The sequence below is a fragment of the Streptomyces sp. NPDC050560 genome (genome assembly GCF_044457285.1).
Taxonomy (GTDB): Bacteria; Actinomycetota; Actinomycetes; order Streptomycetales; family Streptomycetaceae; genus Streptomyces.
Genome location: NZ_JBITGT010000001.1, coordinates 155,131 through 180,501 on the forward strand (window position 1 = coordinate 155,131; position 25,371 = coordinate 180,501).

17 protein-coding genes and 1 pseudogene are annotated in these 25,371 nt (G+C 73.9%); 8 read left to right on the forward strand and 10 right to left on the reverse strand.

What is annotated here, in order from left to right; genetic code table 11:
• Window positions 1–32 precede the first annotated feature (32 nt).
• From ACIBIW_RS00700 to ACIBIW_RS00720, 5 genes are all read right to left on the reverse strand, one after another.
• Window positions 33–800: a GntR family transcriptional regulator gene (locus tag ACIBIW_RS00700; RefSeq protein WP_399330397.1), complete on the reverse strand. Its 768-nt coding sequence runs from the start codon at window positions 798–800 to the stop codon at window positions 33–35.
• Entirely contained in the window at window positions 797–2,254 is a 1,458-nt protein-coding gene (locus ACIBIW_RS00705) for a UbiD family decarboxylase (RefSeq protein WP_399330398.1), read from the reverse strand. The genes ACIBIW_RS00700 and ACIBIW_RS00705 overlap by 4 nt, the downstream gene beginning before the upstream one ends.
• Before the next feature lie 91 nt (window positions 2,255–2,345).
• Window positions 2,346–3,359 (reverse strand): ABC transporter substrate-binding protein, encoded by a 1,014-nt coding sequence (locus tag ACIBIW_RS00710; RefSeq protein WP_399330400.1) that lies wholly within the window; start codon window positions 3,357–3,359, stop codon window positions 2,346–2,348.
• A 12-nt stretch (window positions 3,360–3,371) separates the two neighbouring features.
• A complete protein-coding gene (locus ACIBIW_RS00715; protein WP_399330402.1) occupies window positions 3,372–4,205 on the reverse strand; it encodes an ABC transporter permease in 834 nt (277 codons plus the stop codon).
• Complete coding sequence (locus ACIBIW_RS00720; protein WP_399330404.1) at window positions 4,177–5,016, reverse strand: ABC transporter ATP-binding protein; 840 nt, start codon at window positions 5,014–5,016, stop codon at window positions 4,177–4,179. The genes ACIBIW_RS00715 and ACIBIW_RS00720 overlap by 29 nt, the downstream gene beginning before the upstream one ends.
• Before the next feature lie 370 nt (window positions 5,017–5,386).
• On the opposite strand from ACIBIW_RS00720, the gene ACIBIW_RS00725 reads away from it, so the two are divergent.
• Together ACIBIW_RS00725 and ACIBIW_RS00730 are read left to right on the forward strand one after the other, a co-directional pair.
• A complete protein-coding gene (locus ACIBIW_RS00725) occupies window positions 5,387–6,103 on the forward strand; it encodes a transporter substrate-binding domain-containing protein (RefSeq protein ID WP_399330406.1) in 717 nt (238 codons plus the stop codon).
• Window positions 6,104–6,388: 285 nt separating this feature from the next.
• Window positions 6,389–8,233, forward strand: a complete 1,845-nt coding sequence (locus ACIBIW_RS00730) for a glycoside hydrolase family 3 protein (protein ID WP_399330408.1) — start codon at window positions 6,389–6,391, stop codon at window positions 8,231–8,233.
• Between the two features lie 51 nt (window positions 8,234–8,284).
• On the opposite strand, the gene ACIBIW_RS00735 is transcribed toward ACIBIW_RS00730, so the two are convergent.
• The gene (locus ACIBIW_RS00735) at window positions 8,285–12,187 is read right to left on the reverse strand and encodes an ABC transporter ATP-binding protein (protein WP_399330410.1); all 3,903 of its coding nucleotides are present in this window, start codon (window positions 12,185–12,187) and stop codon (window positions 8,285–8,287) included.
• A gap of 171 nt (window positions 12,188–12,358) precedes the next feature.
• A complete protein-coding gene (gene speB, locus ACIBIW_RS00740; RefSeq protein ID WP_399330412.1) occupies window positions 12,359–13,330 on the reverse strand; it encodes an agmatinase in 972 nt (323 codons plus the stop codon).
• Window positions 13,331–13,521: 191 nt separating this feature from the next.
• Here speB and ACIBIW_RS00745 point away from each other — a divergent pair, with 191 nt between their 5' ends.
• On the forward strand, window positions 13,522–15,063 hold the full coding sequence (locus ACIBIW_RS00745) for a PucR family transcriptional regulator (RefSeq protein ID WP_399330414.1): 1,542 nt from the start codon (window positions 13,522–13,524) through the stop codon (window positions 15,061–15,063).
• Between the two features lie 118 nt (window positions 15,064–15,181).
• Window positions 15,182–15,964 (forward strand): annotated as a pseudogene (locus tag ACIBIW_RS00750) (phosphatase); the annotation flags it as partial.
• 399 nt (window positions 15,965–16,363) lie between these two features.
• Here the strand turns inward: ACIBIW_RS00750 and tesB are convergent.
• The 3 genes from tesB to ACIBIW_RS00765 form a co-directional block, all read right to left on the reverse strand.
• Window positions 16,364–17,257 carry an acyl-CoA thioesterase II gene (gene tesB, locus ACIBIW_RS00755; RefSeq protein WP_399330416.1) on the reverse strand — a complete coding sequence of 298 codons (894 nt, stop codon included), beginning with the start codon at window positions 17,255–17,257 and terminating at the stop codon, window positions 16,364–16,366.
• A 25-nt stretch (window positions 17,258–17,282) separates the two neighbouring features.
• Complete coding sequence (locus tag ACIBIW_RS00760; RefSeq protein WP_399330418.1) at window positions 17,283–18,440, reverse strand: acyl-CoA dehydrogenase family protein; 1,158 nt, start codon at window positions 18,438–18,440, stop codon at window positions 17,283–17,285.
• 253 nt (window positions 18,441–18,693) lie between these two features.
• Complete coding sequence (locus ACIBIW_RS00765) at window positions 18,694–19,290, reverse strand: TetR/AcrR family transcriptional regulator (protein ID WP_399330420.1); 597 nt, start codon at window positions 19,288–19,290, stop codon at window positions 18,694–18,696.
• Between the two features lie 163 nt (window positions 19,291–19,453).
• On the opposite strand from ACIBIW_RS00765, the gene ACIBIW_RS00770 reads away from it, so the two are divergent.
• Genes ACIBIW_RS00770 through ACIBIW_RS00785 form a run of 4 tightly spaced genes read left to right on the forward strand, consistent with a single transcriptional unit; the run spans window position 19,454 to window position 25,260 of the window.
• The gene (locus ACIBIW_RS00770) at window positions 19,454–21,088 is read left to right on the forward strand and encodes a carboxyl transferase domain-containing protein (RefSeq protein WP_399330422.1); all 1,635 of its coding nucleotides are present in this window, start codon (window positions 19,454–19,456) and stop codon (window positions 21,086–21,088) included.
• 10 nt (window positions 21,089–21,098) lie between these two features.
• A complete protein-coding gene (locus ACIBIW_RS00775; protein WP_399330424.1) occupies window positions 21,099–23,132 on the forward strand; it encodes an acetyl/propionyl/methylcrotonyl-CoA carboxylase subunit alpha in 2,034 nt (677 codons plus the stop codon).
• Window positions 23,129–24,094: a hydroxymethylglutaryl-CoA lyase gene (locus ACIBIW_RS00780; RefSeq protein ID WP_399330426.1), complete on the forward strand. Its 966-nt coding sequence runs from the start codon at window positions 23,129–23,131 to the stop codon at window positions 24,092–24,094. Before ACIBIW_RS00775 ends, ACIBIW_RS00780 begins: the two co-directional genes overlap by 4 nt.
• The gene (locus ACIBIW_RS00785) at window positions 24,091–25,260 is read left to right on the forward strand and encodes an acyl-CoA dehydrogenase family protein (RefSeq protein ID WP_399330427.1); all 1,170 of its coding nucleotides are present in this window, start codon (window positions 24,091–24,093) and stop codon (window positions 25,258–25,260) included. Before ACIBIW_RS00780 ends, ACIBIW_RS00785 begins: the two co-directional genes overlap by 4 nt.
• The last annotated feature ends 111 nt before the right edge of the window (window positions 25,261–25,371 follow it).

Sequence of the window (25,371 nt, forward strand, 5' to 3'; positions counted from 1 at the left end):
TGCGCGGGTGGTGCGGTCGGTCGCGGGTCCTGTCATGGGGCTTCTCCCGTCCATCCGGAGCGCTCTATGGCGGCGAGCCCGGCCCGTACGAGGGACTGGGTGAGGGCGGCGGCGAGTTCGGCGTCGCGGTCCTCGTAGGCGCGCAGGAGTCTGGCGTGGTCCTGCGCCGACGGGTCGAGCCTGCCGGGCTGGGAGAGGCTGAGGTGGCGCAGTTGCAGGGCGCGCGCGCCGAGGGAGTCGAGGACCCGGCGCAGGGTGGCGTCGCGCGCTATGGCGGCCTCGGTGTTGCGGAACTGCACGTTGATCCAGAAGTAGCGGTCGACGTCGTCGTCGGCGACGGCGGCGTCGAGGCCGCGCTGGTGGCCGCGCAGGGTCTCCAGGTCGGCCTGGCTCGCCTCGCGGACGACGGCCCTGCTGACCAGCGCGTACAGCTCGGCGCGCAGGTTGTACAGCTCCCTGACCTCGCGCAGCAGCAGGCGTGCCACGCGGGGCCTGCGGCGGGCGGTGATCTCGACGAAGCCCTCGCGCTCCAGGACCAGGAGCGCCTCGCGCACGGGGGTCCTGCTGCTGTCGAAGGAGCGGGCGAGTTCGACCGAGTTGAGGTCGTCGCCCGGCGAGAGGCGGCCCTCGATTATCTCGGTGGCGACGGCGAGGGCGATGTCGTCGGCGATGCTGGGGGTGGCGCCGCCGCGGCCGAAGGTGCGGCTCAGTTCGAGCTGGCGCACGGTCTCGCCGATGGAGGCGTGCCCGGTCGTGAAGCGGTGCCCTTCGGCCGTGGGGGGTGCGGTACGGGAGGTCACCTGCTGCCTCCGAGCACGTCGGGCCAGCGGCGGGTGACGTGGTCGAGGAGTTCCCTGCTGGCCTCGGCGACCTTCGGGAACTGCTCAAGGCGGCTCCAGGGGCGGCAGGCGTCGATGACGGCGCGGGTGTTGAACGGCGGCGCCCCGGCCTCCTTGAGCGGGTCGACGCGGCTGCCCCAGGTCTGGCGCAGGGTCTCGATGTCGTCGGCGGGGTCGGTGCGGGTGCACATCGCCCAGACGACCTCGTCGAGGCTGCGGGGGTCGACGTCGGCGTCGACGACGATCACGAACTTGTTCATGTAGGCGGCGGCAGGCAGTTGGGAGGTGAGGTATCCGGCCTGCCGGGCGTGGCCCGGGTACTGCTGGTGGATGGCGACGGTGAGGAGCTGCCGGCCGCCGCCCGCCTCGTGCGCCCACACGGCCTCGACGCCGGGCAGCCCGGTGGCGATGAGGGCGTCCTGGATCATGGCGGACTTCATGACGCTGCGCATGTACGAGTAGTCGTGCGGGGGCTTTCCGGGGGGCGCCCCGAGCTGGATGGGGTCGTCGCGGTGGTAGATCCGCTGGATGTCGAGGGTGAGGACGGGCTCGGTGCCGCCGCTGTAGTAGCCGGTCCACTCGCCGAAGGGGCCCTCGTCCTCGCGGCGGTCGGGGTAGAGCCAGCCCTCGACGGCGAGTTCGGCGGTGGCGGGGACGGGCAGGCCGGTGAGTTCGCCGGGGATGACGTCGACGGGGCGGCCGAGTACGGCGCCCGCGTACTCCAGCTCCGAGACGCCTGAGGGGACTTCGGTGCCCGCGACGACGAGCAGCAGCGGGTCGTGGCCGAGGGAGGCGGTGACGGGGGCGCGGCCCTCGCGGGCGAACCACTTGCGCACGTGGGCGGCGCCGTGCTTGCCCGCCTCGATGTTGATGCTGGCGGCGCGGCCGTCGCCCTGTACCTGCATGCGGTAGGCGCCTGCGTTGAGGACGCCGGTGTCGGGGTCGGTGGTGAAGACGGCGCAGCCGGTGCCGATGTAGCGGCCGCCGTCGCCCTCATGCCACTTCGGGACGGGGAAGGCGAGGAGGTTCGCGTCGTCGTCGCGCAGGACGTTCTGCCGCACGGGGCCTTCCGTGACCTCGCGGACCGGGAAGCGGTGGGCGTTCGCGGCCCACTCCCCCGGCTTGCTGCGCAGGGCCTCGACGAGGGCGCGGTCGTCGAGGTCCGTGCCGAGGCGCAGGGTCATGCCGAGGCGGCGTGCGTTGCCCATGGAGGCGGTGAGGACGCGCTGGCCCGTGCGGTAGCCGACGATGTCGTCGAAGAGCAGGGCGGGCGGGGCCTGCCGCTTGTAGTTGACCTCGGACGCGGCGCCGATCTCCTTGTCCCAGTGCGCCCCGGTGAGGGTCCTGACCTCGCCGAGCTTGTCGGCGAGGGCCAGCCAGCCGCGCAGGTCGTCGATGTCGTCGAGTGACGTCACGTCACGCGCCTCCTTGTGGTCTCGTGCGGCGTCCCGGGGGTGTGCGCCCGTGGTGCGGCGTGGGCGCAGGACGGTCCGCGGTGGGGGTGGTTCATCGGTACAGGGAGGCGATGAAGCCGGAGCGCCGCAGCTTGTCCAGGTAGGAGTTGTCGATGAACTTCCCGGTGTCCTCCGGCATCTCGCCGACGCCCTTGGCGACGGTGGCGGCGAACGCGTCGTGGACCAGGCCGGGTTCGACGGTGGGGTCCTTCGCCCACAGCTTGTCGAAGAAGTCGTACGAGTACTCGGCGAGTGCGCGGTCGTTGACGCCGCTGTGCTTCATGATGCTCTTCAGCGCGGCCTCCTTGTCGTTGTGGAGCTTGGCCAGGCACTCGACCTCGGACTTCTCGAACGCGGCGACGGCCTTCTTGTTGCCGGAGAGGTAGTCGGACTTGACCGTGTACGCGTTGGCCGCGGCGGGCAGGTCCGTGAAGTCCATGACCTTCTTGAAGCCCTTCTGGCGGGTCTTCGTGCCGGTCGGGGGCTGGGTGACGATGGCGTCGACCGCGCCGTTCTCCAGCGCGGAGACCTCGGCGGGGGTGGACTTGAGGAAGATCTTCTGGACGTCGCCGTCCTTCCAGCCGTTGTGTTTGACGAGGGCGTCGACGGCCGCGTCGCCGAGGGAGCCGGGGGAGCTGAGGCCGATCTTCTTGCCCTTGATGCCGTCGCCCGCGCGGACCGACTTCTTGCCCCACATCTCCAGGTAGTAGCTCCTGATGGGCAGGGCGATGTAGCGCAGGTCGACGTTCTTCAGGTTCATCGCCCCTGACGCCGTCGTCGTGGTGGCGCCGACGCCGACCTGGATGCTGTTGCTGACGAGGGCGGCGACGAGCTGGGACGAGCTGTTGAGGAGCGTGATCTCGACGTCGAGGCCGTTCTTCTTGAAGACGCCCTGGTCCTCGCAGATGTAGAGGTCGGAGTAGGCGGCGCCGATCGCCGTGTAGCCGATCCTCATCTTCATGCTGGTGGGCTGTGCCGACCGGGTGGCCATCGCGGTGCAGCCGGACACGGTCAGCACGAGCGCCGCGCCGAGGGCGGTGACCACGGTGGGTTTGGCGATACGCATGGGCCTCCTCCCTCAGTCCGTGGCGGACCAGAACGTGAAGCGGCGCTCCAGGTAGCCCACGCCGCGGGTGAGCACGATGGCCACCACGGCGATCACGGCTATGGACGCCATCGCGTCGTCCATCTCGAAGTTGGACGTCTGGAGCTGGACCTGGTAGCCGAGGCCCGCCGAGCCCATGAAGAGCTCGGCGACGATCGCGCCGATCAGGGCGCGGCCGACGGCCTGGCGCAGCCCGGCGAGGATGTAGGGCAGCGTGGCGGGGAAGGCGACCGCGCGCAGCGCCATCATCCGGGAGGCGCAGAACACCTGGGTGACCTGGATATGGCTGGCTTCCAGGTTGCGCGCGCCGGCGATGACGTTGATCAGCAGCGGGAAGAGCGCGCTCCAGACCACGATGACGATGCGGGCCTTCATGTCGATGCCGAACCAGAAGATCAGCATCGGGAGGAAGACGACGTAGGGGACGGAGTAGAGGATGCTGATCACCGGGTCCGTCAGCCCGTGCAGGACGCGGTTGCGCCCGATGAGCAGGCCGCCGGGGATGCCGACGACGATGGAGATCAGCATGCCCCAGGCGACGGCGGCGAGGGTGGAGCCCAGCGGGCCCCAGACGCTGCCGCTGCCGATCGAGTCGACCAGGGCCATGAAGGCGCCGGCCGGGGAGCTGGCGAAGTTGGGGTCGACGAAGCCCGTCGACGCGCAGATCTGCCAGACGCCGAGGACGATGGCCATGCCCACGACGCCGAGGGTGAGGTGGAGGTAGCGGCCCCCGAACGCGCGCTTGGGCGCGCGGACCCGCGGGGCCTGGGTGCGGACGCTATCCGACGGCAGGTGCGTTGCTGTCATGGTCGATTGCCCTTCGACCCGGTTGGATCTGGTTCATGACCAGACCGAGGATGTAGTCGTGCAATGACTGGAACTCCGGGGACTTCTTGGTCTCCCGGCTCCGGGGGCGCGGCAGGTCTATGTCGACCATCTCGACGAGGTGCGCGGGCCCGCTGGAGAAGACGGCGACCCGGTCGGCGAGGAACACCGCCTCGGGGACGTCGTGTGTCACGAAGACGGCCGTCTTGCCGGAACCGGCGCTGTCGGCCTGCCAGATGCGGGTCAGCTCCTCCTGCATCAGCTCGCGGGTCTGCGCGTCGAGCGCGGAGAACGGCTCGTCGAGCAGCAGCAGGTCGGGGTCGGTGGCGAGGGCGCGGGCCAGGTTGACCCGCTGGCTCATGCCGCCGGACAGCTCCCGGGGGTAGGTGTCCTCCTTGCCCGCGAGCCCGACCAGTTCGACCAGCTCGGCGACGCGGGCCCTGCCGTGGGCGTCGAGCCGCTTCTGCGCCTTGAGGCCGAACTCGATGTTGGCGACGACATTGCGCCAGGGGAAGAGGGACGCCTGCTGGAACACCAGGGAGCGGTCGGGGGCGGGGCCCTCGATCTGCTTTCCGTTCAGCTCAAGGCGTCCCGAGCTGACGGGGACCAGGCCGGCGAGCGCGGTGAGGAACGTGGTCTTGCCGCAGCCGCTCGGCCCGACGATCGCCACGAACTCGTTCTCCGCCACGTCGAAGCCCAGGCCGTCGCAGGCGACGGAGAAGGACTCGGACCGACGCGACCAGTGCCCGAGGGTCAGGTCCTCGACGACGAGTTTGCGCCGTGGAAGGTTCACAGTTACCTCCTCAGAGAGGAATTGCCGGACACCCGCCACATGCAAAGTGTCGACACTCCGAATCAAACATGACCCACGGGCTCGCGTCCAGAGGGTTGCGGCAGTGCTTCCGGGATATTTCAGATCGCCCGGCTCCGGTCTCATGCGAACCTGGCCCGCCCCCGGCTCCGGCCTTCAGAGTCGCGGGATTCCGCTGGTCCCCCACGGTTCCGTCCGGCCCCGGAGCCGCCCCTGGCAACAGGGGAACTCGCCCCCGTACGCCCCCAGTAGAAGGGGCACGGAGAGGGCGGCGACGGGCCAGGGGCCCACCGGCCCCGTCCATCAAGGCACAAGTGTCGACACTTGTGAAGTGGTGTGCTTAACTCGATCCATGACGATCGCCCCCGCCACCGTGGCCGAAGACCTCGCCCCCCACGGCGCGCTGCGCGCCTCCATCAACCTGGGCAACCCGGTCATGGCACAGGGCACCCCCGCCGCACCCGCCGGGGTGACCGTGGACATAGCGAGGGAGGTCGCGGCCCGGCTCGGCGTCCCCGTCGAGTTCGTCTGCTTCGACGCCGCACGCAAGTCGTACGAGGCGCTGACCACGGGCGCGGCCGACATCTGCTTCCTCGCGGTCGAGCCGGCCCGCGAGAAGGAGGTCGCCTTCACGGCGCCATACGTCGTCATCGAGGGCGTCTTCGCCGTGCCGCGCGACTCGTCCCTGCGGACCGTCGCCGATGTCGACAGCCCCGGCATCCGCATCGGCGTGAAGCACGGCTCCGCCTACGACCTCTACCTCTCCCGCACCCTGCGGCACGCCACGCTGGTGCGCGGGGACGAGGGGGTCGACGTGTTCCGGGCGCAGGGCCTTGAGGCGGGCGCCGGGATCAGGCAGCCGCTCGCCGCGTTCGCCGCCGACCACCCCGAGGTGCGCCTCGTCGAGGAGCGGTTCATGGAGATACGCCAGGCGGTGGGCACCGCCAAGGGCAGGCGGCCCGAGTCCTTGAGCTTCCTGCGCGGCGTCATCGACGAACTGCGCACCGGCGACTTCGTCGCCGAGTCGCTGCGCCGCGCCGGGCACCCCGCCACCCTGGTCGCCCGCTGACCCCATCCCGCGCACCGCGGCACAGGCCCCGCCCCACCCCCGCGCACACCGCCCCGCCCCACCTGTACACACCGCCTCGCCCGCGCGGCGGGCGGCCCCCGTCGGCCGCCCCGCCGTGGCGGGCCCGTGCGCGCCGGGCGCGTCCAGCCCCTTGACCGGCAGTAATTTTCGGGTTATCGAGATCGCCTGGAAGTTTTCTTCAGTGCACATCCAGCGCCTCTCCACCCCCACCTGCCGATCCGGCGGCCGGTCCGCCACCGCCGGGTTCCTCCGGAAGGAGCGCACGTGCAGTACAGAACCCCCGGCGCCTCCAGACGCCGCGTCCTCGCCGTCGGCGCGGGCGCCGCCGCGCTGACGGTGACCGCCGCCTCGGCCGCACGCGCCGACGGCTCCCCCGCGAAGGGCCGCCCGGTCCCCGACGACCGGCGGCTGCGCCGCCTCATCTCCCGTATGACGCTTCAGGAGAAGGTCGGACAGCTCTTCGTCATGCGGGTCTACGGGCACTCCGCGACCGAGCCCGACCAGGCCGACGTCGACGCCAACCTCTCCGAGATCGGTGTGCGCACCGCCGCCGAGCTGATCGCCGAGTACCGGGTCGGCGGCATCATCTACTTCTCCTGGGCCCACAACACCCGCGACCCGCACCAGATCGCCGACCTCTCCAACGGCATCCAGCGCGCGGGCCTCGCCCAGCCGCGCGGGCTGCCGCTGCTGATCTCCACCGACCAGGAGTACGGCACCGTCGCCCGGGTCGGCGCGCCCGCGACCCTGCTGCCGGGGGCCATGGCGCTGGGCGCCGGGGGCTCCCCCGCCGACGCGCGCACGGCGGCCGCGATCGGCGGCGCCGAGCTGCGGGCCATGGGCATCAGGCAGGACTACGCGCCGGACGCCGACGTCAACGTCAACCCGGCCAACCCGGTGATCGGCGTCCGCTCCTTCGGCGCCGACCCCGAGGCGGTCGCGCGGATGGCCGCCGCCCAGGTCAAGGGCTACCAGGGCGCGGGCATCGCCACCGCGTCCAAGCACTTCCCCGGGCACGGCGACACCGCCACCGACAGCCACTACGGCTTCCCCGTGATCGAGCACACCCGCGAGCAGTGGGACACCCTCGACGCGCCGCCGTTCCGCGCGGCGATCGCCGCGGGCATCGACTCCGTGATGACGGCGCACATCATGGTCCCCGCGCTCGACGACTCCGGAGACCCCGCGACGCTCTCCCACCCCATCCTCACCGGCATCCTCCGGGGCGAACTCGGCTACGACGGGGTGGTCGTCACCGACTCCCTCGGCATGGCGGGCGTACGGGAGAAGTACGGGGACGACCGGGTGCCGGTGCTGGCGCTCAAGGCGGGCGTCGACCAGTTGCTGAACCCGCCGGACCTGGACCTCGCCTGGAACGCGGTCCTCGACGCCGTGCGGGGCGGCGAGCTGACCGAGCAGCGGCTCGACGCCTCGCTGCTGCGCATCCTGCGGCTCAAGGCCCGCCGCGGCCTCTTCGACGAGCCGTATGTGACCCGGCGGGGCGTGGACGCGGTCGTGGGCACCCGCGCGCACCGCGCGGCGGCCGACCTGATCGCGGAGCGGACCACCACGCTGCTCGCGGACGACAGGCGGCTGCTGCCGCTGTCGCGCCGCGCGCACCGCAGGGTCCTGGTGGTCAGCGCCGACCCGGCGGCGCCCTCCGGCACCGGCGGCCCGCCGAGCGGGGTGCTCGCGAAGGAGCTGGGCGGCCTCGGATTCTCGGCGACGTCGCTGTCGACGGGCCCCTCGGGGACGGTGACGCCCGAGGTGTCCGCGCGGGCGCTGGACGCGGCGGCCCGCGCCGACGCGGTGCTGGTGGGCACGTACGACGTCGCCGAGGGCGACGGCCAGCGCGAACTGCTTCAGGCGCTGGCGGCCACCGGGGTGCCGGTGGTGGTGCTCGCCCTGCGCAATCCGTACGACGCCGCGTGGGTGCCGCAGGGCGCCGCGTGCCTGGCCTCGTACTGCTGGACCGATGTGGAGCTGCGGGCGGCGGTACGGGTGCTGGCGGGCCGGGCGCGGCCCCGGGGCAGGCTGCCGGTGGCGGTGCCGTCGGCTGACGACCCGGCGAAGGAGCTGTACGCCGTCGGGCACGGCCTGTCGTACTGAGCCGGGGGCCCCGGGAGCCGTGCCGCTCCCGGGGCACCGGCACGCCCGCTCTCAGGCGCCCGCCACCGGGGCGACCTCCGGCTCCTCGGGGTCGGCGTTGCCGAGGAAGGTGTTCCACAACCGGGCGTAGCGCCCGCCGGCGGCGAGGAGCCGGTCGTGGGTGCCGTCCTCGGCGACCCTGCCGTGGTCCATGACGACGATGCGGTCCGCGCGGGCCGCGGTGGTCAGCCGGTGGGCGACCACCAGGGTGGTGCGGCGCGTCGCGAGGCGCTCCGTCGCCTGTGTCACCTGGGCCTCGGTGGCGAGGTCGAGGGCGGCGGTGGCCTCGTCGAGGAGCAGGATGTCGGGGTCGACGAGTTCGGCGCGGGCCAGCGCGATGAGCTGGCGCTGCCCCGCCGAGAGGTTGCGCCCGCGCTCGGTGACCCGGTGCAGATAGCCGTCGTCGAGCGTGGCGATCATGTCGTGGGCGCCGACCGCGCGGGCGGCGGACTCCACCTCGGCGTCGGTGGCGCCGGGGCGGCCGTAGGCGATGGCGTCCCGGACGGTGCCGGGGAACAGGTACGCCTCCTGGGGTACGACGCCGAGGCGGCGGCGGTAGCCGGTCAGGTCGAGGTCGCGCAGGTCGGTGCCGTCGACGGTGACCCGGCCGCCCGTGGGGTCGTAGAAGCGGGCGACCAGCTTCACCAGGGTCGACTTCCCGGCGCCGGTCTCGCCGACGAACGCGACGGTCTGCCCGGCGGGGATGCGCAGCCGCACCTCGCGCAGCGCCGCCTCGTCGGGCACGGGCGCCCGCTCGGCCCCGGCGCCGGGCAGTCCGGCGGCGGCGCCCTCGGGGTCGGTGCTGTCGGCGGCGTAGACGAAGTCGACGTCCTCGAAGGCCAGCTCCCCGCGCAGGCTCCCGACGCTCCTCGGGCGGTCGGCGGCCCTGGTGGACGTGGGCTCGCGCAGCAGCTCCTGGATGCGCCCGAGGGAGACGGACGCCTGCTGGTACCCGTCGAAGACCTGGGACAACTGCTGCACGGGCGCGAAGAACAGGTCGATGTACAGCAGATAGGCGACGAGCGCGCCGGTGGTGAGCGTCGCGGCCTCGATCCGCCCGGAGCCGACGACGAGCACACTGGCGGCGGCGACGGACGACAGGAGCTGCACGAACGGGAAGTAGACCGAGATGAGCAGTTGACCGCGGATGCGCGCGGCGCGGTAGTCCCTGCTGCGGGCGGAGAACCGCTCGGCGCCCGCGCGCTCGCGGCGGAACGCCTGCACGATGCGCAGCCCCGCAACGGACTCCTGGAGGTCGGCGTTGACGACCGAGACCCGCTCGCGTGCCAGCTCGTACGCCTTCACGCTCTGCTTGCGGAAGAAGTACGTGCCGACGATGAGGACGGGCAGGGTCGCGAAGACCACGAGGGCGAGCTGGACGTCGATCACCAGCAGCACGACCAGGATGCCGAAGAAGGTGACCACGGAGACGAACGCGGTGACCAGACCGGTCTGGAGGAACGTGGACAGCGCGTCCACGTCCGTGGTCATCCGGGTCATGATGCGTCCCGACAGCTCGCGCTCGTAGTAGTCGAGGCCGAGGCGCTGGAGCTGGGCGAAGATCTTGAGCCTGAGCGTGTAGAGCACGCGCTCGCCGGTGCGCCCCGTGAGCCGGGTCTCGCCGATCTGCGCGGACCACTGCACGACAACGGCGACCAGGGCGAGCACGGCCGAGGTCCAGACGGCGCCGAGGGCGAGGCGGTTGACGCCCTGGTCGATGCCGTGCCGGATGAGGACGGGCAGCAGCAGTCCGAGCCCGGCGTCGGCGGCGACCATGAGGAGGCTGAGGCCGAGCGGCCGCCCGAAGCCGCGCAGGAGTCTGCGCAGCCCGTAGGACGTCTCGGGCAGCACGGCGCGCGCCTCGTCGACGGCGGGGGTGTCGGTGGCCGGGGGCAGCGCCTCGACCTGGGCGACGAGTTCGGGGGTGGCGGGCATGGCGGAGAGCGTCGTGCCGTCGGCGCTCTCCGGCTTGCGGTCGCCGGTCCACAGGCGGGGGGTGATGCCGCGCTCCGCGTCGAACTCGGCGTCCAGCTCGTCGCGCAGGCCCGTCTCCTCGGTGGGCCCGGCGGGGAGGGGGTGGCCCGGCGAGACGCCGCCCAGCTCGTCGGGGTCGGTGAGCAGCCTGCGGTAGAGGGCGGAGCGCTCGGTCAGCTCCTCGTGGGTGCCGATGTCGGCGAGGCGGCCGCCGTCGAGGACGGCGATGCGGTCGGCGAGGCCGAGGGTGGAGCGGCGGTGCGCGATGAGCAGGGTGGTGCGGCCCGCCATGACGCCGCGCAGCGCGTCGTGGATCTCGTGCTCCACGCGCGCGTCGACGGCGGAGGTGGCGTCATCGAGGACGAGGAGGCGGGGGTCGGTGAGGATGGCGCGGGCGAGCGCGATGCGCTGGCGCTGGCCGCCGGAGAGCGTGAGGCCCTCCTCGCCCACGCGCGTGTCGTAGCCGTCGGGGAGGGCCGTGACGAAGCCGTGGGCCTGGGCGGCGCGGGCGGCGGCCTCGACCTCCTCCTGGGTGGCGTCGGGGCGGCCGTAGGCGATGTTGGCGCGGATGGACTCGGAGAACAGGAAGCTGTCCTCGGGCACGAGCCCGATGGCGGCCCTGAGGGAGTCGAGCGTCAGCTCCCGCACGTCGTGCCCGCCGACGAGGACGGCGCCGTGGGAGACGTCGTAGAACCGCGGCAGCAGCAGGGAGACCGTGGACTTGCCGGAGCCCGAGCTGCCGACGACGGCGAGGGTCTCGCCGGGGCTGATCGTGAAGGAGAGCCCGTCGAGCACGGGGCGGGCGCGGGGGGCCGTGTCGTAGCCGAAGCGGACGTCGTCGAACTCGACGGTGGCGGGCGCGTCCGCGGGCAGCTCCTTGGTGCCGTCGGCGAGGGTGGGCTCGGTGTCGATGAGTTCGAGCACGCGCTCGACGCCCGCCCTGGCCTGCTGGCCGACGGTGAGGACGACGGCGAGCATGCGGACCGGGCCGACGAGCTGGGCCAGGTAGGTCGAGAAGGCGACGAAGGTGCCGAGGGTGATCTCGCCGCGCACCGCGAGCCAGCCGCCGAGGGCGAGCATCGCGACCTGGCCGAGCGAGGGGACGGCCTGGAGGGCGGGGGTATAGGTCGCGTTCAGCCGCACGGTGCGCAGCCGGCCCGCGAAGAGGCGGCGGCCGACCTCGGCGAGCTTGCCGGTCTCCTGCTCCTCCTGGCCGAAGCCCTTGACGACGCGCACCCCGGTGACGGCGCCGTCGACGACTCCGGCGACGGCGGCGGCCTGCGCCTGCGCGTACCAGGTGGCCGGGTGCAGCCGGGTGCGGCTGCGCTTGGCGATGAACCAGACGGCGGGGGCGACCGCGAGCGCGACGAGGGTCAGCGGCAGCGAAAGCCACGCCATGATCACCAGGGAGATGAGGAACAGCAGGACGTTCCCGATCGTCATCGGGAGCATGAACAGCAGGCCCTGGATGAGCTGGAGGTCGCTGGTGGCGCGGCCGACGACCTGGCCGGTCGACAGCTCGTCCTGACGGCGGCCGTCGAGGCGGGTCAGGCTGTCGTACATGCCCGTACGCAGGTCGTGCTGGACGTCGAGGGCGAGCCGGCCGCCGAAGTAGCGGCGGATGAACGCGAGCACGTAGACGACGAGCGCGGCGCCGATGAACAGGCCCGCCCAGGCCGCCATGGAGCGGCTGTGGCCGCCGATGACGTCGTCGATGATGACCTTGGTGATGAGGGGGACGACGGCCATCACGCCCATGCCCGCGAGCGAGGCGCCGAGCGCCAGCACGACGTCCCTCGGATAACGCCATGCGTACCCCGCGAGCCGCCGCGCCCAGCCGCCCTGTGTCTCCGCCGTCACTCGCCGCCTCCGTCCCCGGGTCCCAGGGGGCCCGCCTCGGTCCTTCCGCCAGGCCCCAACGCGGTCTCCGTGGGATTTCATCCCGCCGTTACATTGCCTGGTCCCAAGGTACGAGGGGGGTCTGACAATGGGCCTAGTCCCGGGTCGCCGCCGAGCCGTGCCCCCGGTAGCCCGGGGGTTTTGGGCTTGCCTGTGGTGGTGACGCGCGTCTTGGTGAGGTGCGACACGCTGCGGGCGCCCGGCCGCCCCGGCTCAGTCGGAGGCGGTGCGTGCGGCCACGTCTCTGGTCATCAGGGTGACCAGGTCGTACGCGACGTGGGATGCGGCCACGGCGGTGATCTCCGCGTGGTCGTAGGCGGGCGCGACCTCGACCACGTCGGCCGAGACGACGTGGTGCCCCGCGAGGCCGCGTAGGATCTCCAGGAGTTCCCGTGAGGTGAGGCCGCCCGCCTCGGGGGTGCCGGTGCCGGGGGCGTGCGCGGGGTCGAGGACGTCGATGTCGACGGAGACGTAGAGGGGGCGCTCGCCGATGCGCTGCCGCAGCCGGTCGACGACCTCGTCGACGCCCTGCCGGTACACGTCGGCCGCGGTGACGATGCCGAAGCCCATCCTGGCGTCCTCGTCGAGGTCGGCCTTGCCGTAGAGGGGGCCCCTGGTGCCGACGTGGCCGAGCGCGGAGGTGTCGAGCAGGCCCTCCTCGAACGCCCTGCGGAAGGGGGTGCCGTGGGTGTACGCGGCGCCGAAGTAGGTGTCCCAGGTGTCGAGGTGGGCGTCGAAGTGCAGCAGCGCGAGCGGGCCGTGCCTGCGGGCGGCGGCGCGCAGCAGCGGCAGCGCGACGGTGTGGTCGCCGCCGAGGGTCAGCAGCCTGGCCCCGGTGCCGAGGAGTTCGTCCGCGGCGTTCTCGACGGTGTCGACGGCCTCCTGGATGTCGAACGGGTTGACCGCGATGTCGCCCGCGTCCGCGACCTGGGCGAGCGCGAACGGGGCGGCGTCCTGGGCGGGGTTGTAGGGCCGCAGCAGGCGGGACGCCTCGCGGACGGCGTTGCCGCCGAAGCGGGCGCCGGGGCGGTAGGAGACGCCGGAGTCGAAGGGGACGCCGACGACGGCGACGTCGGCGCTTGCCACCTCGTCGAGCCTGGGCAGCCTGGCGAAGGTGGCGGGGCCCGCGTAGCGGGGCACCCGGGAGGAGTCGACGGGGCCGCGGGGAGTGTCGCTGCTGGTCACGGTGGCGTGTTCCTTCCGCGTGGGCGGCGCCGGGCGGGGAGCCGCCCGGGCGGGGGTCAGGCGCGGGCTCGCACACGCGCGGGAGGCGCGTGGCGCCCGGGCAGGGCAGCTCGACGGTAGGTGGCCCGTGCTCGGCGGTGAAGTGTACGTTTCCTCTGTTCCTGGGGCCTTCGATGGAGGAAATATCCACCATGCATGACGCCTCGGCCCCCGTGGTGCCTCCCGTGCCGCCGGTGCCGCTGACCGCGCTGCTCGCGCGCGCGGAGCTGGGGCTGCGGCAGGTGGCGGGGCCCACGGCGGCCGGGCGGGCGCTGCTCGGGGTGCACGCCTCGGAGATGGCGGACCCGTACCCGTATCTGCTGGGCGGCGAGCTGCTGCTGACCGCAGGCGCCCACGCCCCGCCGCAGGCCGCGGCGGGGGCCGGCTGGGAGGAGTACGTCGCGCGCGTGGTGGAGGCGGGCGCCGCCGCGCTCGGCTTCGGGATCGCGCCCGTGCACGAGGCGCCGCCGCCCGCGCTGGTGGCGGCCTGTGAGCGGCGGGGCCTGCCGCTGGTGGAGGTGCCGCGGCGCACCACGTTCAGCGCGGTGGCGCGCGCGGTGGCCGAGCTGATGGCGCGGGCGGGGGACGCCGAGCTGCGCCGGGTCGCGGGCGCGCAGCGCGGCCTCGCGGGCGCGGCGGCAGGCGCGGAGCCGGTGGCCGCGGTGGTGCGGGAGCTGGCGGGGCGGCTCGGCTGCTGGGCGGCGCTGCTGCCGGGCGGCGGCCGGGACGCGGCGGTGTCGGCGGGCGCCGCGCCCGCGGCCCCGGTGCGGCGGGCGGTGGCGGCGCTGGCGGAGGTGGTGCGCGGCGAACGCGGGGGCGCGGGCGCGGCGCCCTCGACGGCGGCGGGGGCCGTCGGGGAGCTGCCGGTGACGGTGTACGCGCTCGGCGGCGCGGACGGGCCCGTGCTGGCCGTCGCGGGCGGGCGCAGGGGGCCGGGGGACCACGCGGTGCTCGGTACGGCCGCGGTGCTGCTGTCGCTGCTCGGCGGCGCCGGGGCGGGCCACGGACCGACGCCCGCCGTCCCCGCGGCGCTGCTGCGGATGCTGCTCGGGGCTGGGGCGGACGAGGTGGCGCCGCTGCTGGGCGCGGAGCGCTGGCGCCTCGTGCACGCGCGGCCCGGCGAAGACGGGGGCGGTACGGAGCGCCTGGCGGCGGCGCTGGGGGCGGCGCTGGTCGATGCGGGCGGTGCGGGGCCGCACGGCGCGCGGGGCGGTGCCGTACGCCTGCTGGTGCCCGCGGACACCGATCCGTCGGAGCCGGGGCGCGGGGCCGTGGGGCCAACCGTGGTGCCGGGGTGGACGCTCGGGGTGAGCGGGCCCGTGGCCGCCGGGGAGCTGGCGGCGGCGGACCGGCAGGCGGCGCGGGCGCTCGCGCGCGCGGTGGCCGGGCGGGCGCCGCTGGTGGTGGGGCGGGGCGCGGACGAGGGCCTTGCCGCGCTGGTGGGTCCCGAGGAGGCGGCGGCACACGCGCGTGCCCTGCTGGCGCCGCTCGCGGGGGCGCCCGCGCTGACCCGCACCCTGCACGGCTGGCTCGCCTGGCACGGCAGTTGGGACCGCACCGCCGCGGCGCTCGGGGTGCACCGCAACACGGTCCGCCAGCGCATCGCCCGCTGCGCGGCGCTGCTCGACGCGGACCTCGACGACCCCGACGTCCGTATGGAGCTGTGGTTCGCACTGCGCAACAGCACTATCTGACACACGCGCGTGTACGGCGGCTTCGCCGCCCCGGTCCGTGCCCCGGGGCGGCCCCGCGGTCGTCCCACCGTTCGGTACGGCGGCGCCGGGCGGCGGCGGGCGACTGCACAATGGAGACATGCCGATACCCGGGACACCCAGCCGCGCCGCGCTCGTCGAGCACCTTGTGCGCACCCGCATCGCGGGCGACGTCGCCACGCCGCGCGAGAACAACCTCTCCCACTACCGCAAGCTCGCGAACGGCGACCGCAATTTCTGGCTCGGCCTCGAACTGGGCGACCGGTGGTCGGACGAGCAGGACGTGCTCGCGGTGATGGCGGAGCGGTGCGGCGTCAACGACGACTTCGAGTTCCGGTACGGGCAGGACACCATCGACCCCGAGCTGACCGTGGACGCGCTCGAACGGATGGCGGAGCGGCTGCGCAAGGCCGTGGCGGGCGGCGAGCGCGTGCTGTTCGCGACCGGGCACCCGGGCGGGCTGCTGGACGTGCACCGGGCGACGGCGGCCGCGATGCGGGCGGCCGGCTGCGAGGTGATGGTGATCCCGGAGGGGCTGTACACGGACGAGGGCATGGTGTTCCAGTTCGCCGACGTGGCGATGCTGGAGCGCGGCGCGACGCTGTGGCACACCCACTCCCCCGACCCCATGACGGCGATCCTCGAAGGACTGGAGCGCGCCGGGCGCCCGCTGCCCGACCTGGTGGTCGCCGACCACGGCTGGGCGGGCTGTGCGGGCCAGCGCGGGCTCGACTCGATCGGCTACGCGGACTGCAACGACCCGGCGCTGTTCCTGGGCGAGGCCGAGGGCACGATGCAGGTGACGGTGCCGCTCGACGACCATGTGACGAGCCCGCGCTTCTACGACCCGATGACGGCGTACCTGCTGGCGGCGGCGGGGCTCGACGTGGCGGGGGCGCCCAGGCCGGAGCCGGTGGGCCCCGGGGACCCGGTGGCGACGCCGCCGAAGGGCGACGAGGGCGACGCGGGCGCGGGCTCCGCGGCCGACGCGGACGCCGACGCCGCCTCCGACATCTCGGCGGACGCGGACAAGAACGCGCGCGAGGCGGCCGCACGGCATGCCCGCGAGGAGTCCGGGACACGGGCAGCGGACGAGGCGACGGACCCTGACGAGGCGACGGCCTCCGACGGAGCGGCGGCCTCCGGCCGTACGGGCCTGGCGGAGGCGGGCGACCAGAGCGGTCAGGGCGCCTCGGGCTGACCCTGTCGGGGCATATGCCCGGCTCATGAACCGTCGCGAAGAATCGGTCCTGCGCGGCGGCGGGCCCCGCCGTTCGGCCGCTCAGCCCTCGCGCGGCACCCGGACCACGCCCTCCTGCACCACGGACGCGGCGAGCCGCCCCTCCCGGGTGAAGATGCGGGCCTGGGCCAGCCCGCGGCCCGACGAGGACGAGGGCGACTCCTGGTCGTAGAGCAGCCACTCGTCGGCGCGGAAGGGCCTGTGGAACCACATGGCGTGGTCCAGGGAGGCGCCGACGACGTCCCCGACGCTCCAGCCGCCGCGGCCGTGCGCGAGCAGCACGGAGTCGAGCAGGGTCATGTCGGACGCGTAGGTGGCGAGGCAGACGTGCAGCAGCGGGTCGTCGGCGAGCTTGCCGTCGGTGCGGAACCACACCTGGGAGCGCGGCTCGCGCGGGGTGCCCGCGGTGGCGTACGGCGGCGGGTCGACGTAGCGGATGTCGATCGCGGCCCTGATCTCCCGCATGCGCAGCACCGACTCGGGCGGGAGGGGGTTGCCGTAGCGGGGCAGCATCTCCTCCGTGCTGGGGAGCGTGTCGGGGTCGGGCACGGACGGCATGGCCGCCTGGTGGTCGAGGCCGTCCTCGGCGCTCTGGAAAGACGCCGAGAGGTGGAAGATCGGCTGCCCGTGCTGGACGGCCTCGACGCGGCGGGTGGTGAAGGAGCGGCCGTCGCGGATGCGGTCGACGGTGTACACGATGGGGGCGCCGGGGTCGCCCGGGCGCAGGAAGTAGGCGTGCAGGGAGTGCGCGCCGCGGTCGCCGGGCACGGTGCGGCCCGCGGCCACGAGGGCCTGGGCCGCGACCTGCCCGCCGAAGACGCGGGGCACCGCGACGGACCGTGAGACGCCGCGGAACATGTCCTGCTCGACACGCTCCAGGTCGAGGAGCCCGAGCAGGGTGTCGAGGGCGGACGGGGTGTCCGCGGTGCCTGTCATGCGTGGTCTTCCCGTGCCGGGCGCCTCAGAGGCCCATGTCCTTGGCGATGATCATCTTCATGACCTCGCTGGTGCCGCCGTAGATGCGGTTGACGCGGTTGTCGGCGTACAGGCGGGCGATGGGGTACTCGTTCATGTAGCCGTAGCCGCCGTGGAGCTGGAGGCAGCGGTCGATGACGCGGTGGGCGACCTCGGTGCAGAAGAGCTTGGCGCTCGCGGCCTCGGCGGCGCTCAGCTCGCCCGCGTCGTGGGCTTCGAGCGCACGGTCGCAGACGGCCTCGGCGGCGTCGGCCTCGGCCTTGCAGGCGGCCAGTTCGAACTTGGTGTTCTGGAAGGCGGCGACGGGCTTGCCGAAGACGGTGCGGTCGGCCACGTACTGCTGGGCGAACCTGATGGCGGCCTTGGCCTGGGCGGTGGCGCCGACGGCGATGCCCAGGCGCTCCTGGGGGAGGTTGGTGCCGAGGTAGGAGAAGCCCTTGTTCTCCTCGCCGAGCAGGTCGTCGGCGGGGACCTTGACGTCGGTGAAGGACAGCTCCGCGGTGTCGGAGGTCTTCAGGCCGAGCTTGTCGAGCTTGCGGCCCACCGCGTAGCCGGGGGACGTGGTGTCGACGACGAACAGGGAGATGCCGAAGCGGCGGTCGTCCGCGGCGGGCGGGGCGGTGCGGGCGCAGACTATGACGCGGTCGGCGTGGACGCCGCCGGTGATGAAGGTCTTGGCGCCGTTGAGCACGTAGTGGGTGCCGTCCTCGGAGAGCTTGGCGGTGGTGCGCATGCCCGCGAGGTCGGAGCCGGTGCCGGGCTCGGTCATGGCGATGGCGAACATCGTCCTGCCGGTGACGAAGTCGGGCAGCCAGCGCTTCTTCTGCTCCTCGGTGGCGTACGCCTTGAGGTAGGGCAGGCAGAGCGCGACGTGGACGCTCGACCCGCCGAAGGAGACGCCCGCGCGCGCGGTCTCCTCGGAGAGGATGGCCTGCCACTTGAAGGACGCCTGTCCGGCGCCGCCGTACTCCTCGTCGACCTCGATGCCGAAGACGCCGAGTTCGCCGAGCTGGTAGTAGAAGTCGCGGGGGACCTCGCCCTTGGCGGCCCACTCGTCGTAGACGGGGACGACCTCGGCCTCGATGAAGGCGCGGACGATCTCCCGGAACGCCTCGTGGTCCTCGTTGAAAACGGTTCGGCGCACGGAAGTTCTCCCTCGGTCTCGGCCACCGCCAGGCGACAGGCTAAGCGCTTGCTCACCCGATGTTACCCACGGGTCAGGCCCAGCGTCCAGAGACCTCCGTCACGCGGGGGCCCGGCATACGACGCCCCCTTCGGCCGCACGCGCGCGCGTACACGCCTCGCGCCCCGGCGGGCACACCCGCCACCCCGCGACCGCCGCACGCCCCCACGCCGCCACGGCCTCCCGCGGCTCCCGCGGCTCCCGCGCGAGGCCGTCAGCCGTCCGCGCCCGCCGCCTCGAAGGCGCCGCGGGCCAGGCTCGTCAGCAGGGCCTCCGCGCGGGTCCTGCCGGGGGCCGCGTGCGGGCGGGCGAGGTGGGGGGTGGAGTTCAGCAGGCCGAAGACGGCGTGCACGCACGCGCGCGCGTCCGCCTCGCCGAGGCTCGGATAGGCGCCCACGACCGCCGTGACCCACAGCTCCGCGTACTGGCGCTGGAGGCGGCGCACCTTCTTGCGGTCGGCGTCGCGCAACTGCCCCAGCTCGCGGTCGTGCAGCACGATCAGGGGGCGGTCGTCGAGCGCGAAGTCGATATGGCCCTCGATGAGCGAGTCGAGGGTGGCCCGCGGGTCGCCGCCCGCCTCCTCGACCCGGCGGGTGCCGCCGCGCAGCAGCTCGTCGCTGATACCCACGAGCAGCTCCGCCAGCATCGCGTCCTTGCCCGCGAAGTGGCGGTAGAGACCGGGGCCGCTGATACCGACGGCGGCCCCTATCTCGTCCACGCCGACACCGTGGAAACCGCGCTCGGCGAAGAGCCGCGCGGCCTCCCTGAGGATCTGCTCACGTCTGCCGGACGCGGCGGTGTTCAAGGCCATCCGGCAATTGTAGACAGAGGCGTTAGCGCTCGTTAACCTGGAGAAGCGCGTTAACGGCCACTAACTCCCCCGGGAGCGGACCGGCCGCGGCGTGCGCACGGGCGGGCCCGTGGGCGGCGGCGCGCGACGGGAGCGGGCAGGGCGAGCAGGAGGGGAGCGGCACATGCGGCAGGCACCGGTGCTGGCGGGCGCGGGCTCCGCGGCCCTGCGGGCCGCGGGACAGACGGCGGGCGACCACGCGGCGGCGCACCGCGCCCTCGTGGACGAGCTGCGCGGGCGCCTCGCGGCGGCCAGGCGCGGCGGCGGCGAGCGGGCACGCGCGCGGCACACGGCGCGCGGCAAGCTGCTGCCGAGGGAGCGGGTGGACACCCTCCTCGACCGCGGCTCCCCCTTCCTTGAGCTGGCCCCGCTGGCCGCCGAGGGCATGTACGGGGGCGACGCCCCCGCGGCGGGCCTCATCACCGGCCTCGGCCGGGTCTCTGGCCGGCTGTGCGTGATCGTCGCCAACGACGCCACCGTCAAGGGCGGCACGTACTACCCGATGACGGTGAAGAAGCACCTGCGCGCCCAGGAGGTCGCGCTGGAGAACAGGCTGCCGTGCCTGTACCTGGTGGACTCCGGCGGCGCCTTCCTGCCCCTGCAGGACGAGGTCTTCCCCGACCGCGACCACTTCGGCCGGATCTTCTACAACCAAGCCACGATGTCCGCCGCCGGCATCCCGCAGATCGCCGCGGTCCTCGGGTCCTGCACGGCGGGCGGCGCGTACGTGCCCGCGATGAGCGACGAGGCCGTCATCGTCCGCGGCCAGGGCACGATCTTCCTCGGCGGCCCGCCGCTGGTGAAGGCGGCCACGGGCGAGGTGGTGACGGCCGAGGAGCTGGGCGGCGGCGAGGTGCACGCGCGTGTGTCGGGCGTCACCGACCACCTCGCGGAGGACGACGCGCACGCGCTGCGCGTGATGCGCACCATCGTCGCCACCCTGCCCCCGGCGCCGCCCGCGCCCTGGCCCCTGGAGGCCGCCGAGCCGCCCGCGGCGGACGAGGCGGGCCTGTACGACGTGGTGCCGGTGGACTCCCGCACGCCCTACGACGTGCGCGAGGTCATCGCGCGGGTGGTGGACGGCTCGCGGTTCGCCGAGTTCAAGGCGGAGTTCGGTACGACGCTGGTGACCGGGTTCGCGTCGGTCCACGGCCACCCGGTGGGCATCGTCGCCAACAACGGCATCCTGTTCTCCGAGTCCGCGCAGAAGGGCGCCCACTTCATCGAGCTGTGCGACCAGCGCGGCATCCCGCTGGTGTTCCTCCAGAACGTCTCGGGCTTCATGGTGGGCCGCAGCTACGAGGCGGGCGGCATCGCCAAGCACGGCGCGAAGATGGTCACGGCGGTGGCCTCCACCCGCGTGCCGAAGCTGACGGTGGTGATAGGCGGTTCGTACGGGGCGGGCAACTACTCGATGTGCGGGCGCGCGTACTCGCCCCGCTTCCTGTGGATGTGGCCGAACGCGAAGATCTCCGTGATGGGCGGCGAGCAGGCCGCCTCGGTGCTGGCCACCGTCAAGCGGGACCAGTTGGAGGCGCGCGGCGAGGAGTGGTCGGAGGACGCCGAGGAGGAGTTCAAGGCGCCCGTGCGCGCGCAGTACGACACCCAGGGGAACGCGTACTACGCCACCGCCAGGCTGTGGGACGACGGTGTGATCGACCCCCTGGAGACCAGGCAGGTGCTCGGGCTCGCCCTGACCGCCTGCGCCCATGCACCGCTGCCCGCGCGCGAGGGCGGCTTCGGCGTCTTCCGGATGTGAGGGACAGGCGATGGCCACCTCGGTGAACACCCCGACGAGCCCGGCGAGCCCCGCGGCGCCCTTCGACACGGTCCTCGTGGCCAACAGGGGCGAGATCGCGGTACGGATCATCCGTACGCTGCGCGCGCTCGGTATCCGCTCCGCCGCCGTCTTCAGCGACGCGGACGCCGACGCGCGCCATGTGCGCGAGGCCGACACCGCGGTGCGCATCGGGCCCGCGCCTGCGGTGGAGAGCTATCTGCGCTCCGACCGGCTGCTGGACGCGGCGGCCCGCACCGGCGCGGGCGCGGTCCACCCCGGCTACGGCTTCCTGTCGGAGAACGCGGCGTTCGCCGCCGCCTGCGAGGCCGCGGGCCTCGCGTTCGTCGGCCCCCCGGCGAGCGCCATCGCGCTGATGGGCGACAAGATCCGCGCCAAGGAGACGGTGCGGGCCGCGGGCGTGCCCGTGGTGCCCGGCTCCACCGGGACCCCGGGCGACGCGGAACTGGCCGCCGCGGCGCGCGAGATCGGGTTCCCGGTGCTGCTGAAGCCGTCGGCGGGCGGCGGCGGCAAGGGCATGCGCCTGGTGCGCGCCCCGGAGCGGCTGCCCGAGGAGATCGCCGCCGCGCGACGCGAGGCGCGCGCGTCGTTCGGCGACGACACGCTGCTGGTGGAGCGGTGGATCGAGAATCCCCGGCACATCGAGATCCAGGTCCTCGCGGACGGGCACGGGGGCGTGGTGCACCTGGGCGAGCGCGAGTGCTCGCTCCAGCGCCGCCACCAGAAGCTGGTCGAGGAGGCGCCCAGCGTGCTGCTCGACGGGGCCACCCGCGCCGCGATGGGCGAGGCCGCGGTGCGCGCGGCGCGCTCCTGCGGCTACCGCGGCGCGGGCACCGTGGAGTTCATCGTGCCGGGCGCCGACCCGGGCGCGTACTGCTTCATGGAGATGAACACCCGCCTCCAGGTGGAGCACCCGGTCACGGAGCTGGTCACCGGGCTCGACCTGGTGGCGTGGCAACTGCGGGTCGCGGCCGGGGAGCCGCTGGCGTTCACCCAGGACGAGATCGCCTTCCACGGGCACGCGATCGAGGCGCGGCTGTGCGCGGAGACGCTGTCGGTACGCGGTGACGCACGCGGCTTCCTGCCCACCGGCGGCAGGGTGCTGGCGCTGCGCGAGCCCGTGGGCGAGGGCGTGCGGGTCGACTCGGGGCTCGACGAGGGCACCGAGGTCGGCAGCCGCTACGACCCCATGCTGGCGAAGGTCATCGCGCACGGGCCCGACCGGGCCACCGCGCTGCGCAGGCTGCGCGCCGCGCTCGCGGGGACCGTCACGCTGGGCGTGCCCACCAACGCGGGGCTGCTGCGCCGCCTGCTCGACCTGCCCGCGGTGCGCGCGGGCGACCTCGACACCGGCCTCGTCGAGCGCGAACTCGACGCGCTCGCGGACCCTCCGGTGCCCGCGGAGGTGTACGAGGCGGCGGCCGCGGCGCGCGCCGCCGCGCTGGAGCCAGGGCCCGGACCCGGCGGCTGGCGCGACCCGTTCGCGGCGCCCACCGGCTGGCGGCTCGGCGGTGACAGCGCCCCGCTGCGCTTCCCGCTGCGCGTCCCGGGACTCGCGCCCGTCACCCACGAGCTGGCCGACCGGGGCGCGGACGTCACCGAGGACCGGGTGAGCGTCACCGTCGACGGCGTACGGCACACCTTCCACCGCGCGGGCAACTGGCTCGGCAGGGATGGCGACGCGTGGGAGGTGCGCGACCACGACCCGGTGGCGGCCGCCCTCGACACCGCCGCCCACCCGGGCGCGGACACCCTCACGGCGCCGATGCCCGGCACGGTGACGGTGGTCAAGGCCGCCGTCGGCGACGAGGTGGCGGCGGGGCAGAGCCTGCTGGTGGTGGAGGCCATGAAGATGGAGCACGTGATCTCCGCGCCGCACGCGGGCACCGTGACCGAGCTGGACGCCGCCCCCGGCACCACGGTGGCCATGGACGAGGTGCTCGCGGTCGTCGCGCCCCGCGACGAGCCGGCCGCCGAGGCGGCGCGGGAGGGGGCGGCGTCATGACCGAGGGGCTGCCGATGGCCGTGCCCGCGCCGGGGCTTCCCGCGCGGGTGCGCATCCACGAGGTCGGCGCGCGCGACGGCCTCCAGAACGAGGCGGAGACCGTGCCCACCGCGGTGAAGGCCGAGTTCATCCACCGGCTCGCGGCCGCGGGCCTGAGCACCGTCGAGGCCACGAGCTTCGTCCACCCCACGTGGGTGCCCCAGCTCGCCGACGCGGGGGAGCTGTTCCCGCTGGTGCGCGAGCTGCCGGTGGAGCTTCCGGTACTGGTGCCGAACGAGCGCGGGCTCGACCGGGCGCTGGCCCTCGGCGCCCGCAGGATCGCGGTGTTCGCCAGCGCCACCGAGTCCTTCGCGCGCGCCAACCTCAACCGCACGGTCGACGAGTCCCTGGCCATGTTCGCGCCCGTCGTGGCACGCGCGCGTGCCGAGGGGGCCCCGGTGCGCGGCTATCTGTCGATGTGCTTCGGCGACCCCTGGGAGGGCCCGGTCCCCCGGGAGCAGGTGGTGCGGGTGTGCCGGGAGCTGATCGGCCTCGGGTGCACGGAGCTGAGCCTCGGCGACACCATCGGGGTCGCCACCCCGGGACAGGTGCGCGCGCTGCTGACCGCGCTGAACGACGCGGGCGTCGCCACCGGCGCCCTCGCCGTCCACTTCCACGACACCTACGGCCAGGCGCTCGCGAACACCCTGGCCGCGCTCGAACACGGCGTCACCACGGTCGACGCCTCCGCGGGCGGCCTCGGCGGCTGCCCGTTCGCGAAGAGCGCCACCGGCAACCTCGCCACCGAGGACCTCGTGTGGATGCTGCACGGACTCGGTATCGAGACGGGCGTCGACCTCGCCCGGCTCGTCGCCACCAGCACCTGGCTCGCCGCGCACCTCGGCAGGCCGAGCCCCTCCCGCACCGTGCGCGCCCTGACCGGGACCGCGGCGGACCCGTCCCAGGAGGAGACACCCTCATGACCCTCGACCACCGGCTCTCCGACGACCACGAGGAACTGCGCCGCACCGTGGCGGAGTTCGCCCGCGACGTCGTCGCACCCAAGATCGGCGACTTCTACGAGCGGCACGAGTTCCCGTACGAGATCGTGCGGGAGATGGGCCGCATGGGCCTGTTCGGGCTGCCGTTCCCCGAGGAGTACGGCGGCATGGGCGGCGACTACCTGGCGCTCGGGATCGCGCTTGAGGAGCTGGCCAGGGTGGACTCCTCGGTGGCGATCACCCTGGAGGCGGGCGTCTCGCTCGGCGCGATGCCGGTCCACCTCTTCGGCACCGAGGAGCAGAAGCGCACCTGGCTGCCGCGGCTGTGCTCGGGCGAGATCCTGGGCGCCTTCGGCCTGACGGAGCCCGACGGCGGCTCCGACGCGGGCGCCGCCCGCACCACGGCGCGGCTCGACGAGGCTGCCGGGGAGTGGGTGGTGGACGGCACCAAGTGCTTCATCACCAACTCGGGCACGGACATCACGGGCCTGGTCACGGTCGCCGCGGTCACCGGCAGGGGCGAGGACGGCGCGCCGCGCATCTCGACGGTCATCGTGCCCTCGGGCACGCCCGGGTTCACGGTGGCGCCGCCGTACTCGAAGGTCGGCTGGAGCGCGTCCGACACGCGCGAGCTGTCCTTCTCCGGCGTACGGGTGCCCCGGGAGAACCTGCTCGGCGAGGAGGGGCGCGGCTACGCGCAGTTCCTGCGCATCCTCGACGAGGGCAGGATCGCGATCGCCGCCCTCGCCACCGGGCTCGCGCAGGGCTGTGTGGACGAGTCGGTGAAGTACGCGCGCGAGCGGCGGGCGTTCGGCCGGCAGATCGGCTCGTACCAGGCGATGCAGTTCAAGATCGCGGACATGGAGATGAAGGCGCACACCGCGAGGCTCGCCTGGCGGGACGCCGCGTCGCGCCTTGTGCACGGGGAGCGGTTCAAGAAGGAGGCGGCGCTGGCGAAGCTGTACGCCTCGACGGTGGCCGTGGACAACGCCCGCGACGCCACCCAGGTGCACGGCGGCTACGGCTTCATGAACGAGTACCCGGTCGCCCGGATGTGGCGGGACGCGAAGATCCTGGAGATCGGCGAGGGCACGAGCGAGGTGCAGCGGATGCTGATCGCCAGGGAACTGCGGCTGCCCGGCGCCTGAGCGGGGGCGTGCGGGAGGCCGCGTGGGCGGGCCGGGAGGGCGCCGGAGGCCGGGAGGCCCGGGAGGGGTGGGGCGTGCGGGAGGCGAGAGGGCAATTAGGGTAGCCTAAGC

Bases quoted from the DNA above. Each gene is read 5' to 3' on its own strand.
- ACIBIW_RS00715 (WP_399330402.1), bottom strand. From the start codon at position 4,205: ATGACAGCAACGCACCTGCCGTCGGATAGCGTCCGCACCCAGGCCCCG.
- ACIBIW_RS00765 (WP_399330420.1), bottom strand. From the start codon at position 19,290: ATGGCCTTGAACACCGCCGCGTCCGGCAGACGTGAGCAGATCCTCAGG.
- ACIBIW_RS00770 (WP_399330422.1), top strand. From the start codon at position 19,454: ATGCGGCAGGCACCGGTGCTGGCGGGCGCGGGCTCCGCGGCCCTGCGG.
- tesB (WP_399330416.1), bottom strand. From the start codon at position 17,257: ATGACAGGCACCGCGGACACCCCGTCCGCCCTCGACACCCTGCTCGGG.
- ACIBIW_RS00780 (WP_399330426.1), top strand. From the start codon at position 23,129: ATGACCGAGGGGCTGCCGATGGCCGTGCCCGCGCCGGGGCTTCCCGCG.
- ACIBIW_RS00785 (WP_399330427.1), top strand. From the start codon at position 24,091: ATGACCCTCGACCACCGGCTCTCCGACGACCACGAGGAACTGCGCCGC.
- ACIBIW_RS00745 (WP_399330414.1), top strand. From the start codon at position 13,522: ATGCATGACGCCTCGGCCCCCGTGGTGCCTCCCGTGCCGCCGGTGCCG.
- ACIBIW_RS00775 (WP_399330424.1), top strand. From the start codon at position 21,099: ATGGCCACCTCGGTGAACACCCCGACGAGCCCGGCGAGCCCCGCGGCG.
- ACIBIW_RS00710 (WP_399330400.1), bottom strand. From the start codon at position 3,359: ATGCGTATCGCCAAACCCACCGTGGTCACCGCCCTCGGCGCGGCGCTC.
- ACIBIW_RS00735 (WP_399330410.1), bottom strand. From the start codon at position 12,187: ATGAAATCCCACGGAGACCGCGTTGGGGCCTGGCGGAAGGACCGAGGC.
- ACIBIW_RS00725 (WP_399330406.1), top strand. From the start codon at position 5,387: ATGACGATCGCCCCCGCCACCGTGGCCGAAGACCTCGCCCCCCACGGC.